Below are 25,253 nucleotides of genomic sequence, written 5' to 3' on the forward strand. Positions count from 1 at the left end.
CACGCCAACCGGCCCCCACAGTCCCCAACCGGGTGGGAGCAATGGCTCCGCACCACCCGGAAAGCGATAAAGGCACGACACATCGCCTACCAGGGGACGAAGACGCCGGACGGGGTTCAACTCCGCCTAGCTCATGCCTCGTGCCTCCGACGCCGGAAGGCGTCAGGCAACGGGAATTCTGCATAGTCCCAAGAGCCTTCAGGACTTGCTTGAGCCGTATGCGCGGATAACGTGCACGTACGGTTCTGAGGGGGCGAGGGCGCCGAAATGCGCCCTCGCTACCCGACAACAGTTACGGGTCGTGTCCGCGTGTCCGCGTTGCGGGCGGCGGTCGTGGGGTGGTCATCAACTGCTTGGCGTTGTTTGGTCGGAAGCTACGGATGGGGCTTCTCGGTGTGGTCGGTCAAGGCAGGATCTCGACGTACCCGTCGGTTCCGTGCACGCGGATCCGCTGCCCGTCCCGGATCAGCCGGGTGGCCTGCTCCACGCCCACGACGGCCGGCAAGCCGTACTCCCGGGCGATCACTGCGCCATGGGTCATCAGACCGCCCACCTCCGTCACCAGGCCCGCGATTCCGACGAACAGCGGCGACCAGCTGGGGTCCGTGAAGGTCGTGACCAGGATGTCGCCCGCTTCGAGATCGGCCTCCGCCATGTCAAGGATGACGCGGGCCCTCCCCTCGATGGTCCCGGCGGAAACCGGTAGGCCGATCAGAGCGCCGGCCGGCACGTCGTCGCGCCGGTACGCCCCCGTGACGGCCTCACCATCCGATGTGAGCACCCGAGGCGGTGTGAGCGCGTGGTACGAGCGGAACGCGTCCTTGCGCTGCTGGATGAGCTGGTCATCCACCTGGTTCGAGCGCACGACCTCGTGGAGTTCCTGGAACGTGAGGTAGAAGATGTCCTCCTTCTCAGGAAGCACGTGGGCCCGCACGAGGCGCTCGGCCTCCTCCAGCAGGGCCCGCTTGTAGACGAAGGAGCGGCTGACGATGCCGTACTTCGGGTACTCCCGGTACCCGATGAAGGTTCTGACCCGGTCGATCATCCGCTTGGCCTCGTCGGCTTTCTGGTCCCCGTCCGGCAGGGCCCGCAGGCGTGACAGCACGTCCTGTTCCTTCTTCTGCGCCTTCTGCCGCCCTTGTTCGAAGCGCCGCTCGGCGGCGCCCGGTTCGAAATTCCTGACGTTGTCGAGGATCGCGGGCACGAGGGTGGTGGGGCGCTCGCGCCAACGTGGCCTCGTGATGTCGATCTCGCCGACGCAGCGCATGCCGTACCGGTCGAGATAGGCCTCGATGGCGTCGCGCGCTTCGGTCCCGCCCGCGAGCTTCGCCAGCTCGTCCAGGAAGGCCGTGTCCTCGACGTACTCGACGCCCTGCAGGAACGCCACCACCTCCGACTGCGGGCGGATCACGTCGGCGACGTCGAGGAGCGCCAGTCCCATTTCCGAGGTGATGTTGTCGGGGGCGGACAGCGTGAGCGTGTCAGCCGCGTTCTTCTCGCCCAGCCACTCCTGCAGCTTGTCGTTGAGCCACCATGTGGCCTCCATCCCCGCCATGATCGCCTGCATGCTCAGCGGATCACTGAGGACTTGCTTGTGCTCCTTGAAGGCTTCCAGCAGGAAGTCGAACAGCGCCGGTCCGGTTTTCGTCCGGATGTCGCGCTCCAGGGCGGCGATGGACGCCTGGCTGCGCTCGATCAGCTCGGTGACGATGGCCGGATCGGTCTCGATCGGGGCGGACGCACCGCCGGCCGGCGGCCCGCCGGGACCCGCGTCCGGGAGCGGCGGGACGAAATCGTCGCGTTCGAGGACGGTCTCCAGAGCGTCCCTGACCAGCGGATCGCCCCTCCCCATGACGTCCAGCAGGCCGGCGCGGCTCGCGGGCGAGGCCAGGCGCCGGGTGACATCGACGAACAGCCTCCCGCCGGCCTCGTGCATCGCCACCATGGCCGTCAGCTGCCACATGGAGAACCCCAGGGGCTTCATGGGGTCGGTCATCATCTGCTGATGGCCGACGGAGACGTAGACGTGATTCTCCTGGTCGCCGCTCTCGGGGATGGGGAACAGCGTCGTGATCGGCCGGCTCTGAACGATCTGGAAGCCGTCATCGACCAGGCACCATTCGATGTCCTGCGGGCGGCCGAAGTGCGCTTCGATCCGCCGCCCGAGCTGCACGAGCCGCACGACCTGCGCATCCGTCAGCGCCGGCTGCTCCTGCCGCTGCGAGTCGATCGCCACTTCCTGCGTACCGCCGGCCGGCAGGGCGTGAACGGCACGCTCTTTGGCGGCGATCGCCTTGGCGACGACTTCGCCGTCGCGCACCTTGAAGACGTCCGGGTTCACCAAGCCGGAGACCAGGGCCTCGCCGAGGCCGAAGCCGGCGTCCACGGTGGCGACCTTCCGGTTGCCCGTGACAGGGTCGGCCGTGAACAGGATGCCGGCCGCATGCGGGAAGACCATCTGCTGCACGACCACGGCCATGTGGACCGTACGGTGGTCGATACCGTTCCGCTGGCGGTAGGTCACGGCCCGCTCGGTGAACAGCGAGGCCCAGCACCGGCTGACGTGCTGGAGGATCGCCGTCGGCCCCACGACGTTCAGATACGTGTCCTGCTGGCCGGCAAAGGAGGCCGTCGGCAGGTCCTCTGCCGTCGCGCTGGATCGGACGGCGTAGGCGGCTTGCTCGCCGAGCTGGGCGAGCGCGCGGGTGATCGCCGCCGCGAGATCGCCCGGGATGGCAATCCCTTCGATGGTCCGGCGAATCTGCGCGCTGAGCGTGCGGATCGCCTCCCGGTCGTCCGGGTTCAAGCGCGACAACTGATCGAGCCGATCGTCGATCGACGGCGCTTCCGCCATGATCCGCCGGAAGGCGTCCGTCGTCACGCAAAAGCCACCCGGCACGCGGATGCCTTCGATCCGCGACAGCTCCCCCAGGTGCGCGCCCTTGCCGCCAACGACCGCGACCTGCATCTCGTCAACCTCTTGAAGATCCAACACGTACTGCTCGATCATTGCGATACCTCCGAGGCAGCCGTGCTCCGTTGCACTGCGGTGGCCGATCGAATCACCGGCGCCTCCAACTCTGTCGAACCTCTTGTCGAGCACGTCCTCATCCCTGGTTGCCTTCCCTCTGACGAGTCGGCCGGCCGCTCCGCCCAGTCGGGCGACGCGCACCCCCGCACCCCCGCGCCGAGCACCCACAACTGCACCGCCGGTCCCACCACTGGTTCGACGTCACCGCGTCCCCCATACGTCGACAACAACACACGCACGTCGTGCCCCCATTTCCGCAGGTTGTGGCATCGGCCGACGATTCTGCGCCGTGAACCGGGTCTTGCGGCAAGCCCCCCAGCGCGCTATACGTTGAGAGTGGCAAGGAGAGAGCTCTCCTTGCCTTTGCCTTTTGCCGTCCAATGGAACTGACAAGCTTCTCGCGAAGCGGTGGCGCGTCGCGTACGGGTACGCGTCGTTGGCCCAGGCGGATGTCCCATCGGCCTACGGATGCAGCCGCGGAAGCCTCGCCCGTTTGGCGCCTGGCCTGCGCGTCGACACTCTGCCTCTCCCGCAGGGGAGTTGGGGTAGTCGTGGAGGTATTCGACCAGGGTGACGTGGCGGGTCTCGGGACCGCCGGCCAGTTAGCGTGGCGCGGTGATGTCGGCCTTGAAGGGGCTGCCGTGGCCGGGCACGATCAGGTCCGCGGCAGCCAGCACGCGGAGCCGGGAGGCGCGCAGTACCTCGCGATCCGGGGCCACGGGGTCGTCCGCGGGGCCGTCCGAGTGCCACCACAGGTCGCCGGCGAACGCCACCACGCCCGTGTCCGTGCCGGCCAGCAGGGTGATGTCCTCGAGGCTGTGTCCCGGTGTGCGGATCAGCCGCAGCGACGGGGTCAGTTCGTAGCCCTCCGCGTCCCGGTTCCTCCACTGGTCGCCCAGGTACTCCACCTTGTGGTCGTGGACCCTGGCCCGTCCGAACAGGCCCACGTTCATGGTGTTGTCCGGGTGGTGGTGGCTGAGCACCACGTCGGTGATGTCGTCGGGGCCGAGGCCCAACTCCGCGAGCGGGCCGAGGATGTGGTCGCGGCTCGCCACCATGCCCGGGTCGAAGACCACATGCCGGTCGCCGTCGGTGACGTAGGAGACGGTGGCGGCGACACCGGGACCGGTGGAGCCGACGTAGCCGGTGGTGAGGATCGTGTACACGGCGCTGCGGCCGAGCGGTGCGTCTGTCATGTCCCCCATCGTTCCGGGCAGGCCGGGCCGCTGACGAGTGGCACTCCTGCCGCTCATCGCAGGATTCGTGCCACTCGTGCCACACTGCTCCCGTGCCGCCTTTCGTGACCGTTGCCGCGTACGTTCCCCCTGGTGTCGGCATGCTCGCCGTGGGCATCGTCGCCGAGGTGTTCGGCCCTCACGGGGAGGGGCTGCCCGGCTTCGACTTCGTGCTGTGCACCGACCGGCCCGGGCCGGTCCCCACCGACCTCGGCGTGCCGCTCATGGTCGCGCATGGCCTGGACCGGCTGGCTGCCGCTGATCTGGTGATCGCCTTGCCATGGGCCGGCTTCCGTACGCCACCCGGTCCCGCTGTGCTTGACGCGCTGTCGGCCGCACACGAGAGCGGCTCACTGGTCGCGGCCCACTGTGTCGGCACGTTCGCGCTCGCCGCCGCCGGGCTGCTCGACGGCCGACGGGCCACCACGCACTGGCGGTTCGCCGAACTGCTGGCCCACCGCCACCCGGACGTCGATGTGGACCCCGACGCCCTGTACATCGACGAAGGGCGGATCACCACGGGTGCGGGAGCCGCCGCGGGCTTCGATCTGTGCCTGCATCTGCTGAGGCGGGAGTACGGGGCCGCGATGGCCAACGCCGTCGCCCGCGACATGGTGCTGCCCTCCCACCGGGACGGCGGTCAGGCCCAGTATCTGACCTCCCCCGTCCCCGAGGACTGCCAGGACGAGCGTCTCGCCGAGGTGCTCGCCTGGGCCCGCGAGCACCTCCACGAACCGCTTCCCGTCGCGGAACTGGCCCGACGCGCCGTGATGAGCAAACGGTCCTTCGCCCGCCGCTTCGCCGCCGCGACCGGCACCACCCCGCACGCCTGGCTCCGGAGCCTGCGACTGAGCAGCGCCGAGGAACTCCTGGAAACCACGGACCTGCCGATCGAGGAGATCGCCCACCGGGTCGGATACGGAAGCGCGGCCGTCCTGCGCGAACAGTTCGTGCGCCGCCGGGGTGTGCCGCCCCGTTCCTACCGCCGCTCCTTCACCAACGCGCCGTAGCGAGCCGGGCGAGCCGACGCCGTTCTGAGCAGGCCGCTCTCCCACACCGACAGTCACCTGGATGCGAGGTAGCTGCGGATCCCTGTCCAGTCAATGTTGGCCGGCACGAACTGCCCGGTCGTCGGACTTCGGTGGCAATCGGTCAAGGTTCGCTGTCGCAGGACACCAGCCGAACCTCTTCATAGGGGCGTGCTTCTGTGCTGCGCGACCATCCCAGTGCCATGGTGCAAGGCAAGCCGGCCGGGCGACCTCGCAGGCCTCCCCATCCACCACACACAGCGGCTTCGCATCCAGCGCTTCCTGGAGCACCGGGGACCGGCCCTACCTGGGCTGACGCCCTTTGGGGTCAGCACTCCGCAGTCGCGACGCCGATCGGGCAGAAGACGCCCGTGCCGCCGATCCCGTGCGGCCGTGTGACCCAGGGGCGACAGTTGGTCGTTCGGCGGGGGGCCCGCCAGGTCATGGACGCAGGTGGGTCAGCAGTTCGTCCCCGGCGGGGTATGGACGCTCCTGGGGCAGCAGTTGGGCCGCGGAGTCCAGGTCGCCGTCGCTTACGAGCGTGTGGATGGCACGGGCGAGCGGAGTCACGTCGCTGATGGCGACCGTCCACTCGTCCGCGTAGCGTCGTACGGCCTCACTGGAGAGCCCGAGTTGCAGCGAGCGGTACGGCAGGGGCCGCAGGTGCAGATCGCGCTCGGGGTCCCATTGGACGCGGGCGGGTGCGCGCTTCACCTGACGTTGCCAGGTGCTGCGGTCGGTATGCACCCCGCGCACGTAGCTCGACAGGCACGCGTGGCGCAACGCCCACTCGAAGCCGCTGCGGGAGATCTCGACGGCGAGGACTGTCTCCTGGCCGGCCTTCGTGCCCCATCCGCAGCGGTACATCATCCACAGGAACGACGGCTTGATCCATGTCAAGCCGCGTTCGCAGACCTTTTGGCTCGAGTGGTTCTGGGCACGCGTCGCGGGCTGGTCAGCGCCGAGCGTCGCTGCCATTGCCGTGCTCAGGGTGGCGGGTCCACAGAGATACATCACTGCTCGTCGCGACTGCGATGGTCTCCCCGGAGGGAGAGAAGCCGAAGGCTCGAAGTTCCGAGTATGTGGAGTGGAAGATGTGCCACCACTGCTCTCCGTACGGGCCGGAGTGGGGGAGTCCGCCGTCGACTGAGAGCAGCACGGGGTCGTTGGGCCAGGCCGGGGTGACGGTCTCCAGGGTCCAGCCGTCCTCGGTCGTGGTGTGCAACCCTCCGCCGAAGAGCCCTGCGATGTGTACGCGGCTGCCGGTGATCGGTCCCAGTCCGGGGCAGGTCAGGTCAGCGACCGCGTCGGGGGTGCTGTCCTCGGGGTCGGGGTCGCGGTCCCTGGCGATCTTCTCCCCGGTGACGGCGTCGAAGAGGCCATGACCGTCGTGGGAGACGACCATCACCAGGTCTCAGCTGCTCTCGGGGTGCGACGCGAAGCCGATCCCGAGAAGTCCTCCGACAGGGACGCCGTACTCGTACTCGAAGACGGGCCGCCAGGGTTCGGGCGCAGGCATCACAGGGGCGGCGAGGAGCCGATCCCGCAGGGCCTGCTGGTACGCGGAAAGTGCCTGTTCACGAACGAGTTGCTCCACCGGTTCTGCCCTCTTGAGCCGCTTGATCACCTCTCCATGATCCGCGTCGGTGACTACCCTGCCCACGCAACCCGGCAGTTGAGAAGATCACGGCATGGCGGCTTCGAACGAACATCCCCCCGATGGCTGGGCATTTCTCGGGATCGGCGACCCGCTCTTGGCCGTCCACGACGAGCGGCGCGGCCTTCTGGCGGCGGCAGGCACGGATGTGCACGGCAGAACCACTCCGGTCGCGGTCTACAAAAGCCGCTCCTTCGTCCGCAGCGCGCTCATCCGCTCACGCTTCCCCGTGCACGCGATGGCGTTCCATCCCAGGCGTTCGCTGCTTGCGGTAGGCACCGGAAGGTACGACGGTGGCTACTTCTTCGCTGGCGAGCTACTACTTCTGCACCTCAAGACGGGCGCGGTCCTTTCTCTCATCGAGCACGAACTCGGCCGTCAGGTTCTGGGCCTGGAGTGGCTCGACGAACAGTCACTCCGTGTCCTCATGGCGCCGCCCGACGACTGGCACGACGAAGCGGCGCACGAGCACGGCCACGTCGCCGTCGTAGGCCGGCCAGACTGGACCGCCGTCCCAGCGCAGTCGCTCACCGGTGGGGACCTGGCCGGCCCCCGGATCCCCGCCCCGCGCCCGGACCCCCGTGAGGCAGCGCAACGAGCGGTCGCCACACTGCGATCTGTCTGGGAAGCCCAGCGTGCCGCCCCGTCGGAGGGCGTCTGAGGAGGCATCTGCCTCAACGGGATGGAACGAAGCTTCTCGGTTGCCGATGGAGTCTGTGGCAGTCCTCTTTGCGGCCGACGCACCTCGCGGGATCAAGGCTGTGAAGGGCGACCATCTGGGCGCTGCAGGCCGGTACAGCCTTGGAGGCCATCTCATGTGGCCGGCCCAACGCTGTCATGCGGAAGCCACCACCTCGCCGGCCATGACCTGGGGAGGGTTGGGGAGCAGTGACGCAAGGTTGTCCCGCACGAAGTCCGCAGCCCTTGAGATCGATTCGTCGGCACCGGCCTGGTCCCGGAAGACGCTGGTCGAGACCATCACTCCGTCTCCGGTATCGATCCAGTAGTAGGCCACGAAGCCGGAGACCTGGCGCATGAGTGGCACGAACCCCTCGTTCACGAGACGTGCGGCTTCGGCCGAATCGGTCACCCCTTCGTACCGCCGGACTGCTGCGTACATCGCCAAGCTCCTCACGGCGTTCTGGGTTCGTCCTCTGCTGAGACGTCATACCCCTGCGACGGCTGCGTGGTTCATGAGGCGTCTGGCAATCACCTGAAGGGCCGCCTTGGGTGATCCGAACGGCGGCCGCCGGCCCGGACGCACGGTCCTGCGTACGTCTGCCACGAGAAGGCCGACGTGGAGTAGAGCAGCCTAAGCCGGTGGCTGCCCGCAACACGGAAGAGGCTGTGAACGCGGCTTGATGACTCATGTCATCCGGTCCCGCTTCCACGTGGCGGGGAAGCGGCCCTCGCGGACGGCCGGCAGGCCGATGTCCGGGGAGTACGCCTGGTAGACGGTGACTGTGGATGCCGTGTAGTGCGCACGGATCCTGCGTTGCGGTTCTTCCATGGCGTACAGGGTGGTGCCGGCCGGGTCTGTCTGCCATTGATTTTCGATCGCCCCTTACGGGGCAGCGCCCCCGCTGCGACTGTGTGGGCGGGACCCTCCACGTGGACGGGCCCGTCCGAAACCGCAGAGCGAAGTGTCCCTCCCACGGAGCAGTTCCCTCAGTCCTCAACAGGCGAGTTTCCTCAGTTCCCGACGGGCGCGATGCCGGTTGCGCAGGAGCGGCCCCAGTTGTTCTCCGAAGGGGCACTTAGGTGGACGCCGGTACCGCCGATCCCGCAGTACCCCGCCGGGTTTTTGTCCAGGCACTGCTGGTGTTAGAGGCCCAGCGGGGTGATGAGTGACGTAATACGACGGGAGTCAGCCGCCCGCATCCCAATGCGCGCCCACGAGCGGAAGGCCCGACATGGCAGGCATCGAGCGCCCCGGACCGCTGTACCAGCAGGTCGGCGCCGCCATCCGGCAGGGCATCGCGGACGGTGAATTCCCGCCCGGCACCCCACTCCCCTCAGAGGCCCAGCTCATCGAGCGCTACGAAGTCAGTCGGCCGACTATGCGCAACGCGATCGCGGCCCTGCGGTCCGAAGGGCTCATCGAGGTACGGCACGACAAGGGCAGCTTCGTGAAGGGCGCGCCGACGCCGCCACTCACGATCGACCCGTCGATCACTCGCACTGGCAAGACCTACGCCCCCGATGCCACCCCGTGGGAACAGGCGCAGGAACCGACCGTCTACCGGACCGCGACGACCGTCACCACGGGCCCGCTGCTCGAACTCGGCGAGGGAGAAGCGCTGTTCGGCGTCGACCGCGTCTTGATTGACCCGGCCACAGGCGCTCGCGCACTGCACCGCGTGCTGATCCCGTTCGCCGCTGCCGAGAACACGCCACCCCTCGCCGACGTCCCGGACACCGCGCCGGAGGGGGTCTACGCCGCTCTCACCGCGGCCGGGCACAAGCTCACCTGGTCCGAGACCGTACGAGCCCGCATGCCCCGGGCCGACGAACGCAGTGGCCTCGCACTCCCCGATGCCACACCGGTCATCCACACCCTGCGCGTCACCCACGGCACCGACCACCAGCCCCTCATCATCGAAGAGCTCCGCGCCAGCGGCAGCCAGGCCCAACTCACCTACCGCATCACCGCCGACAGCCCCCGCACACTTCGCACCGTCCGCAACTGACAGACCGCCGACAGGCCGGATCGGTCCAAATCGTCGTCACTTACTTCAGGGGCCCGCGCACGGCGCGGGCTGGCCCCTGGGCTAGCTACGGCCCTGAGTTGAGACCTGGACACATACTGCCCACAGTCAGAACGAGCCTCCGGCGGGGCGCTCAGGCTCCGAGATGGAGGGGGCGCCGGCTGCGAGTGCTGGCCGATAGTGGCGTGCGCGGGGAGCTCCCATCCCGTCTGCCATGCAGACGCGGCCCCTGGCGCTCACTGGCCCTGACAGAAGCCGTTGATCATGTGACTGGCCTGGGCGTTTTCCGTTGGGTCTCCAATGCCGGGGAAGCCGTCCCCGCCCTCTCCCGATGTTGCGCCGATTCGCCACTGAGAGACGATGGAAATGGCTCGGCGCTGTCCGCTGTCCCCAAATCCGCCGAGACAGGAGGCGTACCATGCCCGCGATCCCGTCGTTCCCGACCCCTGTCCTGGAACCCGCGGCCAAGGAGCTGGCGGACGCCACCTCACAGCACCCGCGCATCTACGAAGTCCCACCGGAGAACGGCCGCGAGATCCTCGATGACCTGCAGACCGGCGAGGGCGTGGCCAAGCCCGCCGTGAACGAGGACTGGGTGAGCGTGGATGCAGGAGAGTACGGCCACGTCCGCGCCCGTATCATCCGCCCCGAAGGAGCGACGAAAACCCTCCCGGTGGTGTTGTACATCCACGGCGCCGGATGGGTATTCGGTGACGAGAACACCCACGACCGACTGGTACGTGAACTCGCGGTCGAATCGAACGCCGCGGTGGTCTTCCCGATCTACGACCTGGCCCCCGAGGCGAAATACCCCACGCAGATCGAGCAGAACTACGCGATCGGAAAGTGGATCGTCCAAAACGGCGAGGAGCAAAACCTTGATGCCTCCCGGATCGCGGTCTGCGGCGATTCGGTCGGCGGCAATATGTCGGCCGTCTTCGCGCTGATGGCCAAGGAACGCGGCGATGTCAGCCTGGCGGCCCAGGTGTTGCTCTACCCCGTCACCGACGCCAACTTCGACACCCCCTCGTACCAGCAGTTCGCCGAGGGCTACTACCTCACCCGCGACGGGATGAAGTGGTTCTGGGACGCCTACACGAGCGAGCCCGGGCAGCGCGAAGAGATCTACGCCTCCCCTCTGCGGGCCGACATCGAGCAACTGCGCGGCCTTCCCACCACCTTGGTCATCACCGATGAGGCCGACGTACTGCGCGACGAGGGTGAGGCGTACGCATCCAAGCTGCGCGAGGCCGGTGTGGACGTCACCGCGGTGCGAGTGTTGGGGATGGTCCACGATTTCCTCATGCTCGACAGCCTCCGCGACTCCAAGGCGACCGTTGTCGCACGCACGCTGGCCGTCGAAGCACTGCGCCGAGCACTCCACTCCTGAAGATGATCGGTGATTCCCAAGCTCAGGTCTTGCCCGTCCAAGACCCGGACCGTAGGCACACCTCGGAATCACCTTGCCTTGCCCAACCCGAGCGACCTCGTCCGGGCAATCTTCGCCAACGCAAGGGCAGTTTCGACGTGCAGGGACAGCCAGAGGACACCTGAACCGTCAGGGCCGGCGTCCGCCTTCGCTGTCACCCTTGACGTGTCGATGCCTGCTTCAGCCATGGCGATGGTTGGCTCAGCCGCCGCGTCTGTAGCGCTCCGCCAGCCAGCCACGTAGTCCACTCCTCGCTCCCCTATCCAGCCGTCCGGTTCCAGCACGCTCGGCCGTGGTGCCGTCCTGAGTTCTGGACGCTGCCACGGCCGATTGGATCAAGTGTCAGTTCAGGACTACTTCTCCGTGGTTTCAGGTGCCGGAGCGATGCCCGTCGGGCACGACGCCCCCCAGTTCGTCTCGAACGGGTCACTTAGCTTGACGCCTGTCCCGCCGATGCCACAGCACCCCGCCGGGTTCTTGTCGAGGTACTGCTGGTGGCCCAGCTCGCTTGTACCGTTGCTTCCTTGACCCAAGTCAGGCGACCGGACGCGTCTCGCAGCGCTGCGGGGGGTGGCCGATGTCTCGCTTCCACCACTGGCCATCCGCGTCGCGGAAACCGAAGGTGATCACAAGCCTCATGCCCGGCGTGGGTGAAAGTGGTACGCCCCCTGCATCGAGCAGTTGTACACGCGACGTCAGAGATTCTCCAGGCTGCAAGATGCACGCCTCTGCAGTGTTATGCGAGATGTTCGGATTGAGGCACCAGGTTGCTTCTGGGTCTGCCGCTGCTGCGCGCACACTGAGCAGGTCCACATCGGCGATGGCGGTTGGTGCACCGTTGGTGATCATTACGTCAATGGTTGTGCTACTGGACCAGGGGGTTGAAGCCGTGACCAGGGATGCACGGCCCGCGGCCGAGCGTGCCTGTACGGCTGCGGCTTCCCGTTCTGCCTTGAGCGCCCTTCGATGAGGGATAAGGAATGCCGCGACCGCGACCAGGAGTGCTGCCAGTGTGCTGCCCACTGTCCACGCCTCACCCATGGCTCGCTCCTGACGTTAGACCTCTGTTCCGTCGATTCTGAGTGCCACACTCGTTGCCTGGTTGGACCCTGCTGAGCGAGACCGCCGCACCGTGTCACAGCGTGCTGTTCTTAGGATGCCCCGGTCGGGGGCCGCATAGGGCTGCCGCCGCGAGATAGGCGGCAGTCTCGGCGTCGTCCGGAAATTCGCGCCGCTGATGCGATGCCCGAGGCTGTAGTCGAGTCGCTTCGCCTCAAGGGCCTTTGCCCCACGTACAGCTCGAAAGGCACTGCTGGTGTCAGAGCCCCGCTTTGTTGCTGGGGAGCCAAAGTCGCGCCGGTCGAGGCTGAGTGTCGCGTTCATTGGCCTTCCGCCAGGCGCGGACTGTCCACCAACGCGGTGCTTCGTCGTCGGGGATGTCCGGGGAGGCTGAGTGGAACGACAGCCCGCAGAGTGGCCGCCGCCCTGGGACAGGGCCAACTGGCCCGGTTCTGGCCGCTGCCGGCCGAGTTGTCCGCGAACTCCCCCGAGATTGTCCGTGATCTGTAACGGACGCATCCCGTGGCCGCCGCCCCTCGTCCTGCCAGGTGGTCGCAATGTGACCGGGGGATCGGCGAGGGACTGCGCGAAAGCGGGGCAGACATGGCACGGCACGGCGGCGGGCGGGGCTGGTACGGCAAGCTGGTGGGGGCGGCGCTCGGGGTGACGGTGCTCACCACCGGTGCCTCGGTGTGGACCGCGCAGGCCGGTGCGGTGGGCGGCTCGTCGCCCAAGGCGGCCGCGTCGGCGACACCGGGCAGTGACGTCAAGCAGGTCGCGGTGACCATCGCGCACGCCTCGGACAAGGGGACGCGCGGCGTCAACATCACCATCGACGACGGCCCCGACCCTGTGTGGACCCCTCAAGTGCTGGGCGTGCTGCGGGAGTACGGGGTGAAGGCCACGTTCTGCATGGTGGGGAGGCAGGCGCAGGCCCACCCGGACCTCGTGAAGAAGGTGGTCGCGGCCGGGCACCGGCTGTGCAACCACTCGGTGTCGCACGACACCACCATGGACAAGAAGTCCCAGGCCTACCAGTCGCAGCAGATACGCGACGCCGAACGCATGATCACCGAGGCGTCCGGAGGTGTACGGCCGATGTACTACCGGGCGCCCGGCGGGGCCTTCACCCCTCACAGCCGTAAGCTCGCCGCTTCCCGGGGGATGCGCCCGCTGGGCTGGAACGTGGACACCAAGGACTTCGAACGACCGGGCACGGACGCTATCGTCGCCACCGTCGAGCGGGAGGTGCCCAATGGGCCGACGCTCCTCTTCCACGATGCGGGCGGCGACCGTTCCCAGACCGTCGAGGCCCTGCGCCGGATCCTCCCCTGGCTCAAGGAGCAGGGCTACTCCTGCGGCTTCCCGGTGCGTTGAGCGGCCCTGGTCGGTCCCGGCGTTCGAGGTCCCGGCCTGCCGCTAGCGCCACCCGCAGCCCGGGCCGGGCAGCTCAGCGGCGTCGAGCCCACAGCGTGCCCTTCAGGGCGCACGACCACGGTCAGTGGCAGTCGAAGCGCCAGTCCCACGGGAGGCCGGGGCACTGGCGGCAATGGAAGAAGTAGACGCCGCCGCAGTCGCCCAACTGTATGTCGCCGGTGATGGTCAGAAGGTGCTCCATGCGGTGTCCGCTCTCGCAGTCCGGCCAGTCGGCAGGCTGCGTCCAGGCGGGCCAGCCGCCGACCTTCGTCCCGATGATGTTGGAGTCGGATGGCCACTTGGAGCCGCCCGTCGGCAACCGGAAACGAGGTTCCCAGGTCTCCCACATGTCCTTGGGCAGATCAAGCCACCTCGGACAGTCCTCCGCGGTAGTCGGGGACAACGTGGACGGTTCCGGCATGTGCTCCTCGTCGTACTCCCCCTCGCTCACCCCGGGGATCTCCGACAGCAGCCCGCCAGCCACGACCTCCGCCTCGTTGCGCCAGTACAGCTGCGGCATCACCGGCCCGGGATCCTGCGCACCCAGCGGTCGGGGTACGTGATGCGGAACGTGTGGGCGACGGGCGGGCCTGACGGACGCCGTTCCCGCCACAGCCTCGACAGCAGCTCCGAGGTGAAGCCAGCGATCACCCGTCCGCCTTCGCGACGCCGATCGGGCAGCTGACGCCAGTCCCGCCGATCCCGCAGTACCCCGCCGGGTTCTTGTCCAGGTACTGCTGGTGATATCCCTCAGCAGGCCAGAACGGCCGCCCCTCCGCAGGGAGCAGTTCCGTCGTGATCGTGCCGTATCCCGATCCCGTCAGAACCTTCTGGTACGCCTCCCGCGACGCCGCCGCGGTCTGCGCCTGGGAATCGGAGTGGGTGTAGATCGCCGAGCGGTACTGCGTGCCCACGTCATTGCCCTGGCGGAAGCCCTGCGTCGGGTTGTGGGACTCCCAGAACAGCTTCAGCAGCTCCGCGTACGAGACGACCTTCGGGTCGAAGACGACGCGTACCGCCTCCGTGTGGCCCGTCAGGCCCGAGCAGACCTCTTCGTATGCCGGGTTCGGCGTGTAGCCGCCCTGGTAGCCGACCAAGGTCGTCCAGACGCCTTTCGTCTGCCAGAACTTGCGCTCCGCGCCCCAGAAACAGCCCAGGCCGAAGTCCGCGATCTCCAGGCCCTCCGGATACGGGCCCAGCAGCGGGTTGCCCAGCACCGTGTGGCGGTCGGGGACGGAGAATTCGGGGTCGGGGCGGCCGCGTAGAGCCTGGTCGGGGGTGGGGAGCTCGGGGGTGCGGCGGGACAGGAACATGCGGGGCTCCTCAGGGTGTGGGGTCCGTACAGGGGAACGTATGGACTCCGCCGGGCATTCCTCAGCCTGCTGCCTTGCGGACCCCTTCCTCGCGGGCCGCGATGTACGCCTTCACCGGGTCGGGGAAGCGCCTCGACCTGTCGACCTGTCGTCGAACTGCCGCTGACGCGCCCCGCCGCGTCAGCGCGGCAGCGTCGCCGGGCTGCCGCCGTTCGCCTCGTACCCGGCCACCGCCAGCGCCCGGTAGACCGTGTACTCCGCCGCCGGATCGCCGCTGTGCGTCCACGGCAGCGCGCCGATGTGGCCGTCCACCCGCACCAGCTGGTTCATCGCCTCCGCCCACCTCTCCGAACGTACGAGGAAGAGGATCAGCATGTGGCGTACGTGCGCGAGCATCGGGTCGTCGGCGCGGGCGGAGTGCACCGCGAAGAGCGCGCCCTCCACCGCCTTCGTGACCACCGCGCTCTGATGGAAGCCCTGGACCAGGACCACGTCCGGGACGTGCTCGTACACCGCGAAGAGCGGGAGAGCGGCAAGGAGTGAGCCCTGCGGGGCGCGTGCCGCGGCCGTGGTCGCGAAGTGGTCCGCCTCCTCGCGCGAGCCGTGCCACTTCTCGCACCAGTAGTGCAGCGCGGCCAGATGCGCGCCCATGTGCTCCGGCGCGCGGTCGATGACCTTCGCCCACACCTGGTCGAACTGCTCGGGGGAGTAGCCGAGTCCGCGCGCGACGGCGAGTTCGACGATGTACGGGATCGGGTCGCCGGGTGCGAGCAGTGCCGCCTCGCCGCAGACCGCGCGGGCCTCCTCCAGGATGATCCGGAAGTCGTCCGTCCCGGTGGTCGAGGACCGCCAGGCCTGCTGTACCAGGAACTCGGCGTGCACCTGCGCGGCGCCCGCGTCCTTCGGGGACTCGGTGCGCCAGGCGCGCAGCCACGCGCCGCCGACGCCAGGCCGCTGCTGGAGCTCCAGCGACGCGGCGCCGGCGAAGGCCTGGACGCGCTGCCAGCGCACCTCGCCCTCCTTCGGGGTGCCGGCCAGCAACTGGGCGGCGGCCCGCCACTCCTGGGTGCGCTGGACGACATCGAGTACGTCGAGGAGGTCCTGGTCAGGTCCCGGCAGCCGGATGTCCAGCTCCTCCTGGCGCACAAATCCGTACGTGTCCGGGTCGGCGGCGTCGGGCGAGCCGGGCGCGACCTGGCGGATGCCGGAACGGCGGCGCAGCAGGTAGGGACCGAAGGCCGCGGCCAGCAGACCCATCGCGATCAGGAACCAGAGAATCTCCATGACCCCATTGTTCCGGACAGGGGTCGGGTGTTCCGGACAGAGGTCGGTGTTCCGGACAGAGGTCGGGCCGGGCCACGTCCGGGGCCCCGGCGGGGACTACGCTCGGCCTCATGAGTGACCAGCACAGTTCGCACAGCTTCGAGACCCTTGCCATCCACGCGGGCAACACCGCGGATCCGCTGACCGGCGCGGTCGTCCCGCCCATCTACCAGGTGTCCACCTACAAGCAGGACGGCGTGGGCGGGCTCCGCGGCGGCTACGAGTACAGCCGCAGCGCCAACCCGACGCGTACCGCGCTGGAGGAGAACCTGGCGGCCATCGAAGGCGGCCGGCGCGGGCTCGCCTTCGCGTCCGGACTCGCGGCGGAGGACTGCCTGCTGCGTACGCTGCTGGCGCCGGGCGATCATGTGGTGATCCCGAACGACGCGTACGGCGGCACCTTCCGGCTCTTCGCGAAGGTCGTCTCGCGCTGGGGCGTGGAGTGGTCGGTGGCCGACACCTCCGACCCGGCGGCGGTACGTGCCGCGGTCACCCCGAAGACGAAGGTGATCTGGGTCGAGACACCCTCCAACCCGCTGCTCGGCATCACCGACATCGCGGCCGTGGCGGACGTGGCGCGCGGCGCGGGCGCGAAGCTCGTCGTCGACAACACCTTCGCCAGCCCCTACCTGCAGCAGCCGATCGCGCTCGGCGCGGACATCGTCGTGCACTCCCTCACCAAGTACATGGGCGGGCACTCGGACGTCGTCGGCGGTGCGCTGATCGCGGCGGACGAGAGGGTCGGCCAGGAACTGGCGTACCACCAGAACGCCATGGGCGCGGTGGCGGGCCCGTTCGACGCGTGGCTGGTGCTGCGCGGTATCAAGACCCTGCCCGTCCGTATGGACCGGCACAGCGAGAACGCCGGCCGCGTCGCCGAGATGCTCACCAAGCATCCCAAGGTCACCAAGGTCCTCTACCCGGGGCTGCCGGAGCACCCGGGGCACGAGATCGCCGCGAAGCAGATGAAGGCGTTCGGCGGCATGGTCTCGTTCCGGATCGCGGGCGGCGAGGAGGCGGCTGTCGAGGTCTGCAACCGCGCGAAGCTCTTCACGCTGGGCGAGTCCCTGGGCGGCGTCGAGTCCCTCATCGAGCACCCGGGCCGGATGACGCACGCGTCGGTGGTGGGTTCGGCGCTGGAGGTCCCGGGAGACCTGGTGCGCCTGTCGGTGGGCATCGAGTCGGGCGACGACCTGCTGGCGGACCTGAAGCAGGCGCTGGGCTGACCGCGTCCGTCCGGCAGCCGGTCCGTCCGGCAGCCGGTGGGTCCGGCGGCCGGTGGGTCCGGCGGCCGGTGGGTCCGGCGGCCGGTGGGTCCGCAACGCCGGACGGGCTTGACCGAGCCCGTCCGGCGAACGACGTCAGGCGCTGACCTTCTCGTCCTCGAGGGTCTCGCGGATCTGCCCGCGCAGCTCCAGACTGTCCGGGTGCCCGTGGACGGAGACCGCGTGTTCACTGGCGGCCCGTACGACTTCCTCCTCCTCACCGGTGATGGTGAGGGAGCAGTTCGTCTCGCTGGGGAACTTGCGGCAGTCGGCAACTTTTCTCGTCATGGCGACCTCCTCGGTCGGTCTGTACGCCGCTTCCTACAGCATAGATCCGTACAGGCCGGACATATCCTGACGAGGGGGCGACTTACCAGCCCTCCAGTGGAGGAGTCGTCTTCGTCGGCGGCGTGACCCACGGCTCCGCCGCCGCCGCCCAGATCGCGAACGCGATCGCCGCCGCCACCAGGAGCAGCCATGCCGCGCGGCGCAGCGCCCGGTGGCGGCGCAGCAGACGGGTGCCGTGTTCCGCGGCGCGGGCCGCCAGATCGGCCGGGACCGGCGGATGCCGGGTCTCCAGCATCCGGCGGACCTCGTCCTCCTTGCGGTCCGGGCGGCTCATGACACCGCCTGCACCGGGGCGCGCGGCGGCGCCGGCGGCGCGCTGCGCATCGTCGCGATCGCGCGCGTGCAGATCGCGCGGACCCGTTCCACCGTGAGCCCGATCAGCGCCGCTGTCTGCTCCTCGGCCACCCCTTCGTACAGGCGCAGCACCAGAATCAGGCGCTCCTGCGGGGTGAGGCGTTCCAGTACGCCGCCGTGCGCCTTGTGGTAGCGCCAGCCGCTGCGTGCGAAGCGGCTGGCGAGTTCCTGGCGGGTGCGGTCGTACGGGTCCTCGCCGCGCAGCCGGTCCCACTCGGCGTACGTATGGGCCAGCGCGGCGGTCAGCAGCTGCTGCGCGTGCGGATTGACGCCGGGCGCCTCCGCGGTGAGCAGCGTGGCCGCATGCAGCAGTCGGCCGGCCGCGCCCGCGACGAATGCCTCGAACTCCCGGGCCCGGCGACGTCTCTGGGCCGTCTGCCGCTCGCTCACCTCCTCATATAGAGGCAGATGCGCTACCGGGGTCAAGAGGTCGGCGGCGTCTCCGTGTCCACGGGCGGCAGGCCGGACTGGCGTGCGGAGAGCGCGGAGTTGAAGCGGGTGAGCAGAGTGCAGAACGACTCACGCTCCGTCTCCGTCCAGCCGTCCGTCACCTGGGCCATCAGCTCGCGCCGCGAGGAGCGGACCTCTTCGAGCCTGGCCTGGCCGCGCGGGGACAGCTGGAGCACGACCGCTCGGCCGTCCTCCGGGTGCGAGGTGCGCTTGACCAGGCCGGTGTCGACGAGCGGCGCCACCTGGCGGGTGACGGTCGACGAGTCGATGCCCATCCCCGCGGCCAGCGCCTTGACGCCCATCGGGCCTTCCAGGTCGAGCCGGTTGAGAAGCAGATAGGCGGCGCGGTCCATGGAGTTGCGGACCTGGCCGACCCCGCCGAGCCGGGTCTGTTCCGCGCGGCGGGCGAAGACGGCGACCTGGTGCTGGAGGGCATCGAGGAGGCCGGGGTCGAGATGAGTCGTCATGTCCTGAGAGGTGGGCATGGCTAGGGGGCTCTCTCGTGCGGTGGTCGGTTGGTGGGGGACAGAGTACGCGGCCTTCACGCGGTGCGTACCAGCGCTGCACAAACCAGTGGGGAAGCACGGGATCCGGGCGGCCGTCGGGTCGATGAGCTGCGAGACTGGGCGTCATGAGCTTCAGTACGTCTGGCACCTTGCGTCCCGTCATTCTCGACGACATCCGCGGTGCACAGAAGATGCTCTCGGGGGTCGCGAGGACCACCGCGATGGAGGGCAGCAGGCATCTGTCGCGGCTGGTGGGCGCGCCCGTCCACCTCAAGTGCGAGAACCTTCAGCGCACCGGTTCGTTCAAGCTGCGCGGCGCGTACGTACGGATCGCCGGCCTCTCCCCGGAGGAGCGCGCGGCGGGCGTCGTGGCCGCCTCCGCCGGCAATCACGCGCAGGGTGTGGCGCTGGCGTCCTCGCTGCTCGGCGTGCATTCCACCGTGTTCATGCCGATGGGAGCGCCGCTGCCGAAGGTCGCCGCGACCAGGGAGTACGGAGCCGAGGTGCGGCTGCACGGCCAGGTCATCGACGAGACTCTGGCCGCGGCGCAGGAGTACGCGCGCGATACGGGCGCGGTCTTCATCCACCCCTTCGACCACCCGGACATCATCGCCGGGCAGGGCACGGTGGGTCTGGAGATTCTCGAGCAGTGCCCGGAGGTGCGGACGATCGTCATCGGTATCGGCGGCGGCGGGCTCGCGGCCGGTATCGCGGTGGCGGTGAAGGCGCTGCGTCCCGATGTGAAGCTGATCGGTGTGCAGGCGGAGGGCGCGGCCGCGTACCCGCCGTCACTGTCCGCCGGGCACCCGGTGTCGATCGATTCGCCGACGACGATGGCGGACGGCATCAAGGTGGGCCGGCCCGGCGACGTTCCGTTCAAAATCATTGGCGATCTCGTCGATGAGGTCCGTACGGTCACCGAGGACGCGCTCTCCAGCGCGCTGCTGCTCTGCCTGGAGCGGGCCAAGCTCGTTGTCGAGCCTGCCGGGGCGAGTCCGGTGGCGGCGCTGCTGAGTGACCCGCGGTCGTTCCAGGGGCCGGTTGTCGCCCTGCTGTCGGGCGGCAATGTGGACCCGCTGCTGATGCAGCGCATCCTGCGGCACGGCATGGCGGCGGCGGGTCGCTATCTCTCGCTGCGGGTGCGTCTGACGGACCGGCCGGGAGTACTTGCCGCACTTCTGGCGGCGTTGTCAGTGGTCGACGCTAACGTGCTCGACGTGAGTCATGTACGGACCGATCCGCGGCTCGGGCTCACGGAGGTGGAGGTGGAGTTGCAGCTGGAGACGAAGGGCCCGGAGCACTGCGAAGAGGTCGCGACGGCGCTGCGCGAGGCGGGTTACACGATCACGGGCTGAGCCGGGGGCACGCGCTCGCCGTCACTTCCTCGCGAATCGCCTCGGGACATCGCCTCGGGACATCGCCTCGGGACACGTCTCGGGACGTGGCCTCGGACATCACTGCCTCGCGACACAGTCTTGAGTGTCGCGATGTATCGCGTTACGGTGTGGGCCTGCCACGCTCCCGCCGGGCGCTGGAAGACGTACACGTCCAAGTTTTCGCACCAAGAACCCGCCCACCTGTCACCACCTTGGGAGAACCCATATGCCAGGCGCCATATACGCCGAAGGTCTGGTCAAGACCTTCGGCGACGTAAGGGCTCTGGACGGTGTCGATCTCGACGTCCCGGAAGGTACGGTCCTGGGTCTTCTCGGCCCCAACGGAGCCGGCAAGACCACCGCTGTGCGCGTACTGACCACCTTGCTGCAGCCCGACAGCGGCAAGGCAGTCGTCGCCGGTATCGACGTCCTGAAGCACCCGAACGAAGTCCGCCGCTGCATCGGCCTCTCCGGCCAGTTCGCCGCGGTCGACGAGTATCTGACAGGCCGTGAGAACCTCCAGATGGTCGGCCAGCTCTACCAGATGAGCGCACGCGACGCGAAGGCACGGGCGGTCCAGCTGCTCGACCGCTTCAACCTCGCGGACGCCGCCGACCGCCCGGCCAAGACGTACTCCGGCGGTATGCGCCGCCGGCTCGACCTCGCCGCCGCCCTGGTCGTCTCCCCGCCCGTGATGTTCATGGACGAGCCCACCACCGGGCTCGACCCGCGCAACCGGATGCAGCTGTGGGAGGTCATCCAGGAACTGGTCGGCGGCGGTACGACACTGCTGCTCACCACCCAGTACCTCGAAGAGGCCGACCACCTGGCCGACGACATCTGCGTCATCGACCACGGCAAGGTCATCGCCCGCGGCACCGCCGACGAGCTCAAGGCCCGGACGGGCGGCGAGCGCGTCGAGGTCGTCGTGCACGAGCGTGACCAGATCGCCCCTGCCCGCGAGGTCCTGCTCGGCCTCGGAAAGGGCGATGTCGCCGTCGCCGACCACACCCGCAAGCTCACCGTCCCGGTCACCGGCGGCGCGAAGCTGCTCGCCGAGGTCATCCGCGAACTGGACACCCGGGGCGTCGAGATCGACGACATCGGTCTGCGCCGCCCCACCCTCGACGACGTCTTCATCTCGCTCACCGGCCATGCCGCCGAGCTTCAGGACGAGGAGAACGGCGAACCCGAGGACGCCGTGGCGGCCAAGGGCAAGAAGTCCCGGAAGGAGAGCGTGAAGTGACCACCACCACGGAAGCCCTGAAGCCGGCGGCGCCGAGACCCCGCGGCGGCGTCGTCCAGTCCGTCAACGACTCGCTCGTCGTCGCCAAGCGCAATCTGATCCGGATGACCCGCATCCCGGAGATGATCATCTTCGGGATGATCCAGCCGATCATGTTCGTGGTGCTGTTCAGCTATGTCTTCGGCGGCTCCATGAATGTCGGCGGCACCACGGACCCCGACGTCTACCGCGAGTTCCTGATGGCCGGCATCTTCGCCCAGACCGTCACCTTCGCCACGGCGGGCGCGGGCGCGGGCATCGCCGACGATATGCACAAGGGCCTCATCGACCGGTTCCGCTCGCTGCCGATGGCCCGCGGCGCGGTCCTCACCGGTCGTACGCTCGCGGACCTCGTCCAGACCGCGCTGACCGTCGTCGTCCTCGCGATCGTCGCTCTGCTGGTCGGCTGGCGGATCCACGAGGGCATTCCCAAGGCGCTCGGCGCGTTCGCGCTGCTGCTTCTGCTGGGTTACGCCTTCTCCTGGATCGGCGCACTGATCGGACTCTCGGTCCGGACGCCCGAGGCGGCCACCTCAGGCGGCCTGATCTGGCTCTTCCCGGTCACCTTCATCTCGAACGCGTTCGTGGAGTCCAGCAATCTGCCCGGCTGGCTGCAGCCCGTCGCCGAGTGGAACCCCTTCAGCGCCACGGTCCAGGCCTGCCGTGAGCTGTTCGGCAACCCCGGTGCCTCACCGTCCGACGCCTGGCCGATGGCGCACCCGGTCCTGGCCTCGATGCTCTGGTCGGTCCTGATCATCGTGGTCTTCCGGACGCTGTCGGTGCGCAAGTACCGTTCGGCAACCGCGTGAGACCGGACGCTGACACCAGGTGAAACACCGGAAGGTGCTGGAACACCGGAAGGTGCTGGAACACCGGAAGGTGCTGGAACATCGGAAGGTCCTGAAACATCGGAGGGGCCGGACCGCATGCGGCGGTCAGGCCCCTCCGGTGTTCCTCCAGTCTCAGCCCGTGTACGGCTTGGCCTCGAGGATCTTCACCGAGGCCGTCTTGCCGTTGGGCAGCTCGTACTCCGCGTTCTCGCCGACCTTCTTGCCGTTCACGCCGGAGCCCAGCGGGGACTGCGGCGAGTACGTCTCGATGTCCGCGCTCGCGTACTCCCGCGAGGCGAGCAGGAAGGTCGTCGTGTCGTCCTCGTCGCCGTCGAAGGCGATCGTCACGACCGTGCCGGGCGCGACCACGCCGTCCGCGACGGCAGGCGCCTCGCCGACCTTGGCGTGCTCCAGGAGCTGGGTCAGCTGGCGCACACGGAGCTCCTGCTTGCCCTGCTCCTCCTTGGCCGCGTGGTACCCGCCGTTCTCGCGCAGGTCGCCTTCCTCACGCGCAGCGGCGATCTTGGTGGCGATCTCCGTGCGCGCAGGACCAGACAGGTACTCCAGCTCGGCCTTCAGCTGGTTGTACGCCTCCTGGGTGAGCCAGGTGACGTTCTCGCTGGTCTGGGTCACAGGTGCTCCTCGTAGGTACTGGGAATACAAAGCATCGCCCTACCCAAAGGATGTGCCTCCCCGGGTGGGCGAAACCACGAGCCTAACAATTTCGTGGCGGAAGGGGGAGGACGAATGCCATCAGAATTACATCAATGCAGGTCAGCGACGAGACCCGCCGTCAGTAAAACGGCCGACGGGCGGCTCAGCAGGCGGCTCAGCGCGCGGTGCACTCCACCAGCTCGGCACTGGTGGCACGCGCCGTTGTACGCACCTTCACGACCTGGTCGATCCGCTTCCGGCCCCGCTGGTCCACGGCGACGTCCAGCCGCCCGACCTCGTTGCCGTCCTTCGCGCGGGAACGCAGCGTACAGGTGCCGGTCGCTTCCGTGTCCTTGCGCACCTCCAGGTGCACCTGGACCTCGGAGTCGGAGGTGACGTCGAACTTGATCACCTCGGCGCTGATCTTCTGGCCCGCGATGTAGTCGTAACCGAACCAGCCGATCATCCCGAGCAGCGCGACCCCCAGGACCGCGCCCACGATCTTGAGTTTGCGGTCGGCGCGCTCGTCCGCCGAGCGGCCGTAGCGGCCCTCCGGGAGCTGTTCGCGCACCGCAGCCATGATCATTCCTTCCGGGACGGGCGGCCGGAATTTTCCGGCCCCCGATTCGGTCACTATAGAAGTCTTGCGCCCGCCGGCCGACCGCCGCCCCACATCGACGTCACTGCGGGACGGCACCGGCATTTCGCGACGAATCAATGAGGATCGAGTCTTGACTGAGCAGCTGCGACTGATGGCCGTTCACGCCCACCCCGACGACGAGTCGAGCAAGGGCGCGGCAACGATGGCCAAGTATGTGTCCGAGGGGGTGGACGTGCTGGTCGTGACCTGCACGGGAGGCGAGCGCGGCTCCATCCTCAATCCGAAGCTCCAGGGCGACGCGTACATCGAGGAGCACATCCACGAAGTGCGCAAGAAGGAGATGGACGAGGCGCGGGAGATCCTCGGCGTCGGCCAGGAGTGGCTCGGCTTCGTCGACTCCGGTCTGCCGGAGGGCGACCCGCTGCCGCCGCTTCCCGAGGGCTGCTTCGCCCTGGAGGACGTGGAGACGGCCGCCGGCCGACTGGTGAAGTCCATCCGCACCTTCCGCCCGCAAGTCGTCACGACGTACGACGAGAACGGCGGATACCCGCACCCCGACCACATCATGACCCACAAGATCTCGATGGTGGCCTTCGACGGAGCGGGCGACGCCGAGAAGTTCCCGGAGTCCGAGTTCGGCCCGGTCTGGCAGCCGCAGAAGCTCTACTACAACCAGGGCTTCAACCGTCCCCGTACGGTCGCGCTGCACGAGGCGCTGCTCGAGCGCGGCATGGAGTCCCCGTACGGCGAGTGGCTGGAGCGCTGGAAGGAGTTCCAGCGCGCCGAGCGCACCCTGACCACGTACGTTCCGTGTGCCGACTTCTTCGAGATCCGCGACAAGGCGCTGATCGCGCACGCGACGCAGATCGACCCGGACGGCGGCTGGTTCCGCGTCCCCATGGACATCCAGAAGAAGGTCTGGCCGACGGAGGAGTACGAGCTCGCCAAGTCTCTGGTCGATACCTCCCTCCCCGAGGACGACCTCTTCGCGGGCATCCGCGACAATGCCTGATATGAGCGCAAGCGCAAACCTCGCACTGACGCATCTCGTCCCTCTCGCCAAGGAGGTCGACGACAACAAGGTCACCCCGGGCGTCCTCGGCTTCATCGTCTTCGCGGCGCTGGCCGTGGGCGTGTGGCTGCTGATGAAGTCGATGAACCGCCACATGGGCAAGGTCGACTTCGAGGAGGCCCCGGACCCGGCGGCGGACGCCCCCAGGGGCGGCAAGGGCACGTCGGGCCCTGCCGCGGTGTGACGGGGCGGGGCGCCTGCGGCGGGCTCTGCCCCACCCCGCCCCTTCCCGAAACCATGGGCCCCGCGCCCGGACCCCGGTACGCCCTCGGGGCGTGTCCTCAATCGCCGGACGGGCTTGGGTTCCCGGCGG

General features: G+C 68.6%; 25 protein-coding genes and 4 pseudogenes. 11 read left to right on the forward strand and 18 right to left on the reverse strand.

Features of this window, described 5'->3' with window-relative positions; translation table 11 throughout:
- Nucleotides 1–403 precede the first annotated feature (403 nt).
- Nucleotides 404–3,010, reverse strand: coding sequence for a rifamycin-inactivating phosphotransferase (rph, locus tag ACFWDI_RS36040; RefSeq protein WP_385310693.1), 2,607 nt, complete (start codon nt 3,008–3,010; stop codon nt 404–406).
- A gap of 623 nt (nt 3,011–3,633) precedes the next feature.
- Complete coding sequence (locus tag ACFWDI_RS36045) at nt 3,634–4,227, reverse strand: MBL fold metallo-hydrolase (protein ID WP_385310695.1); 594 nt, start codon at nt 4,225–4,227, stop codon at nt 3,634–3,636.
- 140 nt (nt 4,228–4,367) lie between these two features.
- Here ACFWDI_RS36045 and ACFWDI_RS36050 point away from each other — a divergent pair, with 140 nt between their 5' ends.
- Nucleotides 4,368–5,276: a helix-turn-helix domain-containing protein gene (locus ACFWDI_RS36050; RefSeq protein ID WP_327328474.1), complete on the forward strand. Its 909-nt coding sequence runs from the start codon at nt 4,368–4,370 to the stop codon at nt 5,274–5,276.
- A 459-nt stretch (nt 5,277–5,735) separates the two neighbouring features.
- Here ACFWDI_RS36050 and ACFWDI_RS36055 read toward each other — a convergent pair whose 3' ends face one another.
- Both ACFWDI_RS36055 and ACFWDI_RS36060 read right to left on the reverse strand, forming a co-directional pair.
- The gene (locus ACFWDI_RS36055; protein ID WP_385310697.1) at nt 5,736–6,308 is read right to left on the reverse strand and encodes a DUF4291 domain-containing protein; all 573 of its coding nucleotides are present in this window, start codon (nt 6,306–6,308) and stop codon (nt 5,736–5,738) included.
- Nucleotides 6,250–6,813: pseudogene (locus tag ACFWDI_RS36060) on the reverse strand (hypothetical protein). Before ACFWDI_RS36060 ends, ACFWDI_RS36055 begins: the two are co-directional and overlap by 59 nt.
- Nucleotides 6,814–6,985: 172 nt before the next feature.
- Here ACFWDI_RS36060 and ACFWDI_RS36065 point away from each other — a divergent pair.
- Nucleotides 6,986–7,612 (forward strand): hypothetical protein, encoded by a 627-nt coding sequence (locus tag ACFWDI_RS36065; RefSeq protein ID WP_385310699.1) that lies wholly within the window; start codon nt 6,986–6,988, stop codon nt 7,610–7,612.
- 174 nt (nt 7,613–7,786) lie between these two features.
- Here ACFWDI_RS36065 and ACFWDI_RS36070 read toward each other — a convergent pair whose 3' ends face one another.
- The 3 genes and pseudogenes from ACFWDI_RS36070 to ACFWDI_RS36080 form a co-directional block, all read right to left on the reverse strand.
- Nucleotides 7,787–8,071 carry a hypothetical protein gene (locus ACFWDI_RS36070; protein ID WP_385310701.1) on the reverse strand — a complete coding sequence of 95 codons (285 nt, stop codon included), beginning with the start codon at nt 8,069–8,071 and terminating at the stop codon, nt 7,787–7,789.
- A 249-nt stretch (nt 8,072–8,320) separates the two neighbouring features.
- A pseudogene (locus ACFWDI_RS36075) lies at nt 8,321–8,461 on the reverse strand (DUF4291 family protein); the annotation flags it as partial.
- Between the two features lie 182 nt (nt 8,462–8,643).
- A pseudogene (locus ACFWDI_RS36080) lies at nt 8,644–8,775 on the reverse strand (peptide-methionine (S)-S-oxide reductase); the annotation flags it as partial.
- Nucleotides 8,776–8,864: 89 nt separating this feature from the next.
- Here ACFWDI_RS36080 and ACFWDI_RS36085 point away from each other — a divergent pair.
- The gene (locus ACFWDI_RS36085; protein ID WP_385310703.1) at nt 8,865–9,641 is read left to right on the forward strand and encodes a GntR family transcriptional regulator; all 777 of its coding nucleotides are present in this window, start codon (nt 8,865–8,867) and stop codon (nt 9,639–9,641) included.
- A gap of 436 nt (nt 9,642–10,077) precedes the next feature.
- On the forward strand, nt 10,078–11,049 hold the full coding sequence (locus ACFWDI_RS36090) for an alpha/beta hydrolase (protein WP_385310705.1): 972 nt from the start codon (nt 10,078–10,080) through the stop codon (nt 11,047–11,049).
- A gap of 392 nt (nt 11,050–11,441) precedes the next feature.
- Here the strand turns inward: ACFWDI_RS36090 and ACFWDI_RS36095 are convergent.
- Both ACFWDI_RS36095 and ACFWDI_RS36100 read right to left on the reverse strand, forming a co-directional pair.
- Nucleotides 11,442–11,594, reverse strand: a pseudogene (locus ACFWDI_RS36095) (peptide-methionine (S)-S-oxide reductase); the annotation flags it as partial.
- A gap of 28 nt (nt 11,595–11,622) precedes the next feature.
- The gene (locus tag ACFWDI_RS36100) at nt 11,623–11,937 is read right to left on the reverse strand and encodes a hypothetical protein (protein WP_385310707.1); all 315 of its coding nucleotides are present in this window, start codon (nt 11,935–11,937) and stop codon (nt 11,623–11,625) included.
- A gap of 813 nt (nt 11,938–12,750) precedes the next feature.
- On the opposite strand from ACFWDI_RS36100, the gene ACFWDI_RS36105 reads away from it, so the two are divergent.
- Nucleotides 12,751–13,524, forward strand: coding sequence for a polysaccharide deacetylase family protein (locus ACFWDI_RS36105; protein ID WP_385310709.1), 774 nt, complete (start codon nt 12,751–12,753; stop codon nt 13,522–13,524).
- A gap of 121 nt (nt 13,525–13,645) precedes the next feature.
- Here the strand turns inward: ACFWDI_RS36105 and ACFWDI_RS36110 are convergent, their stop codons facing one another.
- The 3 genes from ACFWDI_RS36110 to ACFWDI_RS36120 all read right to left on the reverse strand — a co-directional run bounded on the left by ACFWDI_RS36110 (nt 13,646) and on the right by ACFWDI_RS36120 (nt 16,160).
- Entirely contained in the window at nt 13,646–14,083 is a 438-nt protein-coding gene (locus ACFWDI_RS36110; protein WP_385310711.1) for a hypothetical protein, read from the reverse strand.
- 127 nt (nt 14,084–14,210) lie between these two features.
- Nucleotides 14,211–14,876: a peptide-methionine (S)-S-oxide reductase MsrA gene (gene msrA / locus ACFWDI_RS36115; RefSeq protein ID WP_385310713.1), complete on the reverse strand. Its 666-nt coding sequence runs from the start codon at nt 14,874–14,876 to the stop codon at nt 14,211–14,213.
- 180 nt (nt 14,877–15,056) lie between these two features.
- Nucleotides 15,057–16,160, reverse strand: a complete 1,104-nt coding sequence (locus ACFWDI_RS36120) for a hypothetical protein (protein ID WP_385310715.1) — start codon at nt 16,158–16,160, stop codon at nt 15,057–15,059.
- Between the two features lie 110 nt (nt 16,161–16,270).
- On the opposite strand from ACFWDI_RS36120, the gene ACFWDI_RS36125 reads away from it, so the two are divergent.
- Complete coding sequence (locus ACFWDI_RS36125; protein WP_385310717.1) at nt 16,271–17,425, forward strand: cystathionine gamma-synthase; 1,155 nt, start codon at nt 16,271–16,273, stop codon at nt 17,423–17,425.
- A 135-nt stretch (nt 17,426–17,560) separates the two neighbouring features.
- Here ACFWDI_RS36125 and ACFWDI_RS36130 read toward each other — a convergent pair whose 3' ends face one another.
- The 4 genes from ACFWDI_RS36130 to ACFWDI_RS36145 all read right to left on the reverse strand — a co-directional run bounded on the left by ACFWDI_RS36130 (nt 17,561) and on the right by ACFWDI_RS36145 (nt 19,101).
- Nucleotides 17,561–17,752: a DUF1059 domain-containing protein gene (locus ACFWDI_RS36130; RefSeq protein ID WP_385310719.1), complete on the reverse strand. Its 192-nt coding sequence runs from the start codon at nt 17,750–17,752 to the stop codon at nt 17,561–17,563.
- Between the two features lie 82 nt (nt 17,753–17,834).
- A complete protein-coding gene (locus ACFWDI_RS36135) occupies nt 17,835–18,086 on the reverse strand; it encodes a hypothetical protein (protein WP_327325727.1) in 252 nt (83 codons plus the stop codon).
- Complete coding sequence (locus ACFWDI_RS36140) at nt 18,083–18,556, reverse strand: sigma factor-like helix-turn-helix DNA-binding protein (protein WP_385310722.1); 474 nt, start codon at nt 18,554–18,556, stop codon at nt 18,083–18,085. Before ACFWDI_RS36140 ends, ACFWDI_RS36135 begins: the two co-directional genes overlap by 4 nt.
- Nucleotides 18,557–18,588: 32 nt before the next feature.
- The gene (locus ACFWDI_RS36145; protein ID WP_327325729.1) at nt 18,589–19,101 is read right to left on the reverse strand and encodes a MarR family transcriptional regulator; all 513 of its coding nucleotides are present in this window, start codon (nt 19,099–19,101) and stop codon (nt 18,589–18,591) included.
- A 146-nt stretch (nt 19,102–19,247) separates the two neighbouring features.
- Between ACFWDI_RS36145 and ilvA the strand changes: the two genes are divergently transcribed.
- The 3 genes from ilvA to ACFWDI_RS36160 all read left to right on the forward strand — a co-directional run bounded on the left by ilvA (nt 19,248) and on the right by ACFWDI_RS36160 (nt 22,592).
- Nucleotides 19,248–20,477, forward strand: a complete 1,230-nt coding sequence (ilvA, locus tag ACFWDI_RS36150; RefSeq protein ID WP_327325730.1) for a threonine ammonia-lyase — start codon at nt 19,248–19,250, stop codon at nt 20,475–20,477.
- 247 nt (nt 20,478–20,724) lie between these two features.
- Nucleotides 20,725–21,744, forward strand: coding sequence for an ATP-binding cassette domain-containing protein (locus ACFWDI_RS36155; protein ID WP_385310725.1), 1,020 nt, complete (start codon nt 20,725–20,727; stop codon nt 21,742–21,744).
- Nucleotides 21,741–22,592: an ABC transporter permease gene (locus tag ACFWDI_RS36160; RefSeq protein ID WP_385310727.1), complete on the forward strand. Its 852-nt coding sequence runs from the start codon at nt 21,741–21,743 to the stop codon at nt 22,590–22,592. The genes ACFWDI_RS36155 and ACFWDI_RS36160 overlap by 4 nt, the downstream gene beginning before the upstream one ends.
- Before the next feature lie 153 nt (nt 22,593–22,745).
- On the opposite strand, the gene greA is transcribed toward ACFWDI_RS36160, so the two are convergent.
- Together greA and ACFWDI_RS36170 are read right to left on the reverse strand one after the other, a co-directional pair.
- Nucleotides 22,746–23,246 carry a transcription elongation factor GreA gene (gene greA / locus ACFWDI_RS36165; protein ID WP_327325733.1) on the reverse strand — a complete coding sequence of 167 codons (501 nt, stop codon included), beginning with the start codon at nt 23,244–23,246 and terminating at the stop codon, nt 22,746–22,748.
- A 196-nt stretch (nt 23,247–23,442) separates the two neighbouring features.
- The gene (locus ACFWDI_RS36170; protein WP_385310730.1) at nt 23,443–23,847 is read right to left on the reverse strand and encodes a DUF4307 domain-containing protein; all 405 of its coding nucleotides are present in this window, start codon (nt 23,845–23,847) and stop codon (nt 23,443–23,445) included.
- 151 nt (nt 23,848–23,998) lie between these two features.
- Here ACFWDI_RS36170 and mca point away from each other — a divergent pair, with 151 nt between their 5' ends.
- Together mca and ACFWDI_RS36180 are read left to right on the forward strand one after the other, a co-directional pair.
- On the forward strand, nt 23,999–24,880 hold the full coding sequence (gene mca / locus ACFWDI_RS36175; RefSeq protein ID WP_385310731.1) for a mycothiol conjugate amidase Mca: 882 nt from the start codon (nt 23,999–24,001) through the stop codon (nt 24,878–24,880).
- Nucleotides 24,873–25,124, forward strand: coding sequence for a hypothetical protein (locus ACFWDI_RS36180; RefSeq protein WP_327325736.1), 252 nt, complete (start codon nt 24,873–24,875; stop codon nt 25,122–25,124). The genes mca and ACFWDI_RS36180 overlap by 8 nt, the downstream gene beginning before the upstream one ends.
- The last annotated feature ends 129 nt before the right edge of the window (nt 25,125–25,253 follow it).

It is taken from the genome of Streptomyces sp. NPDC060064, assembly GCF_042736455.1.
Lineage (GTDB): Bacteria > Actinomycetota > Actinomycetes > Streptomycetales > Streptomycetaceae > Streptomyces.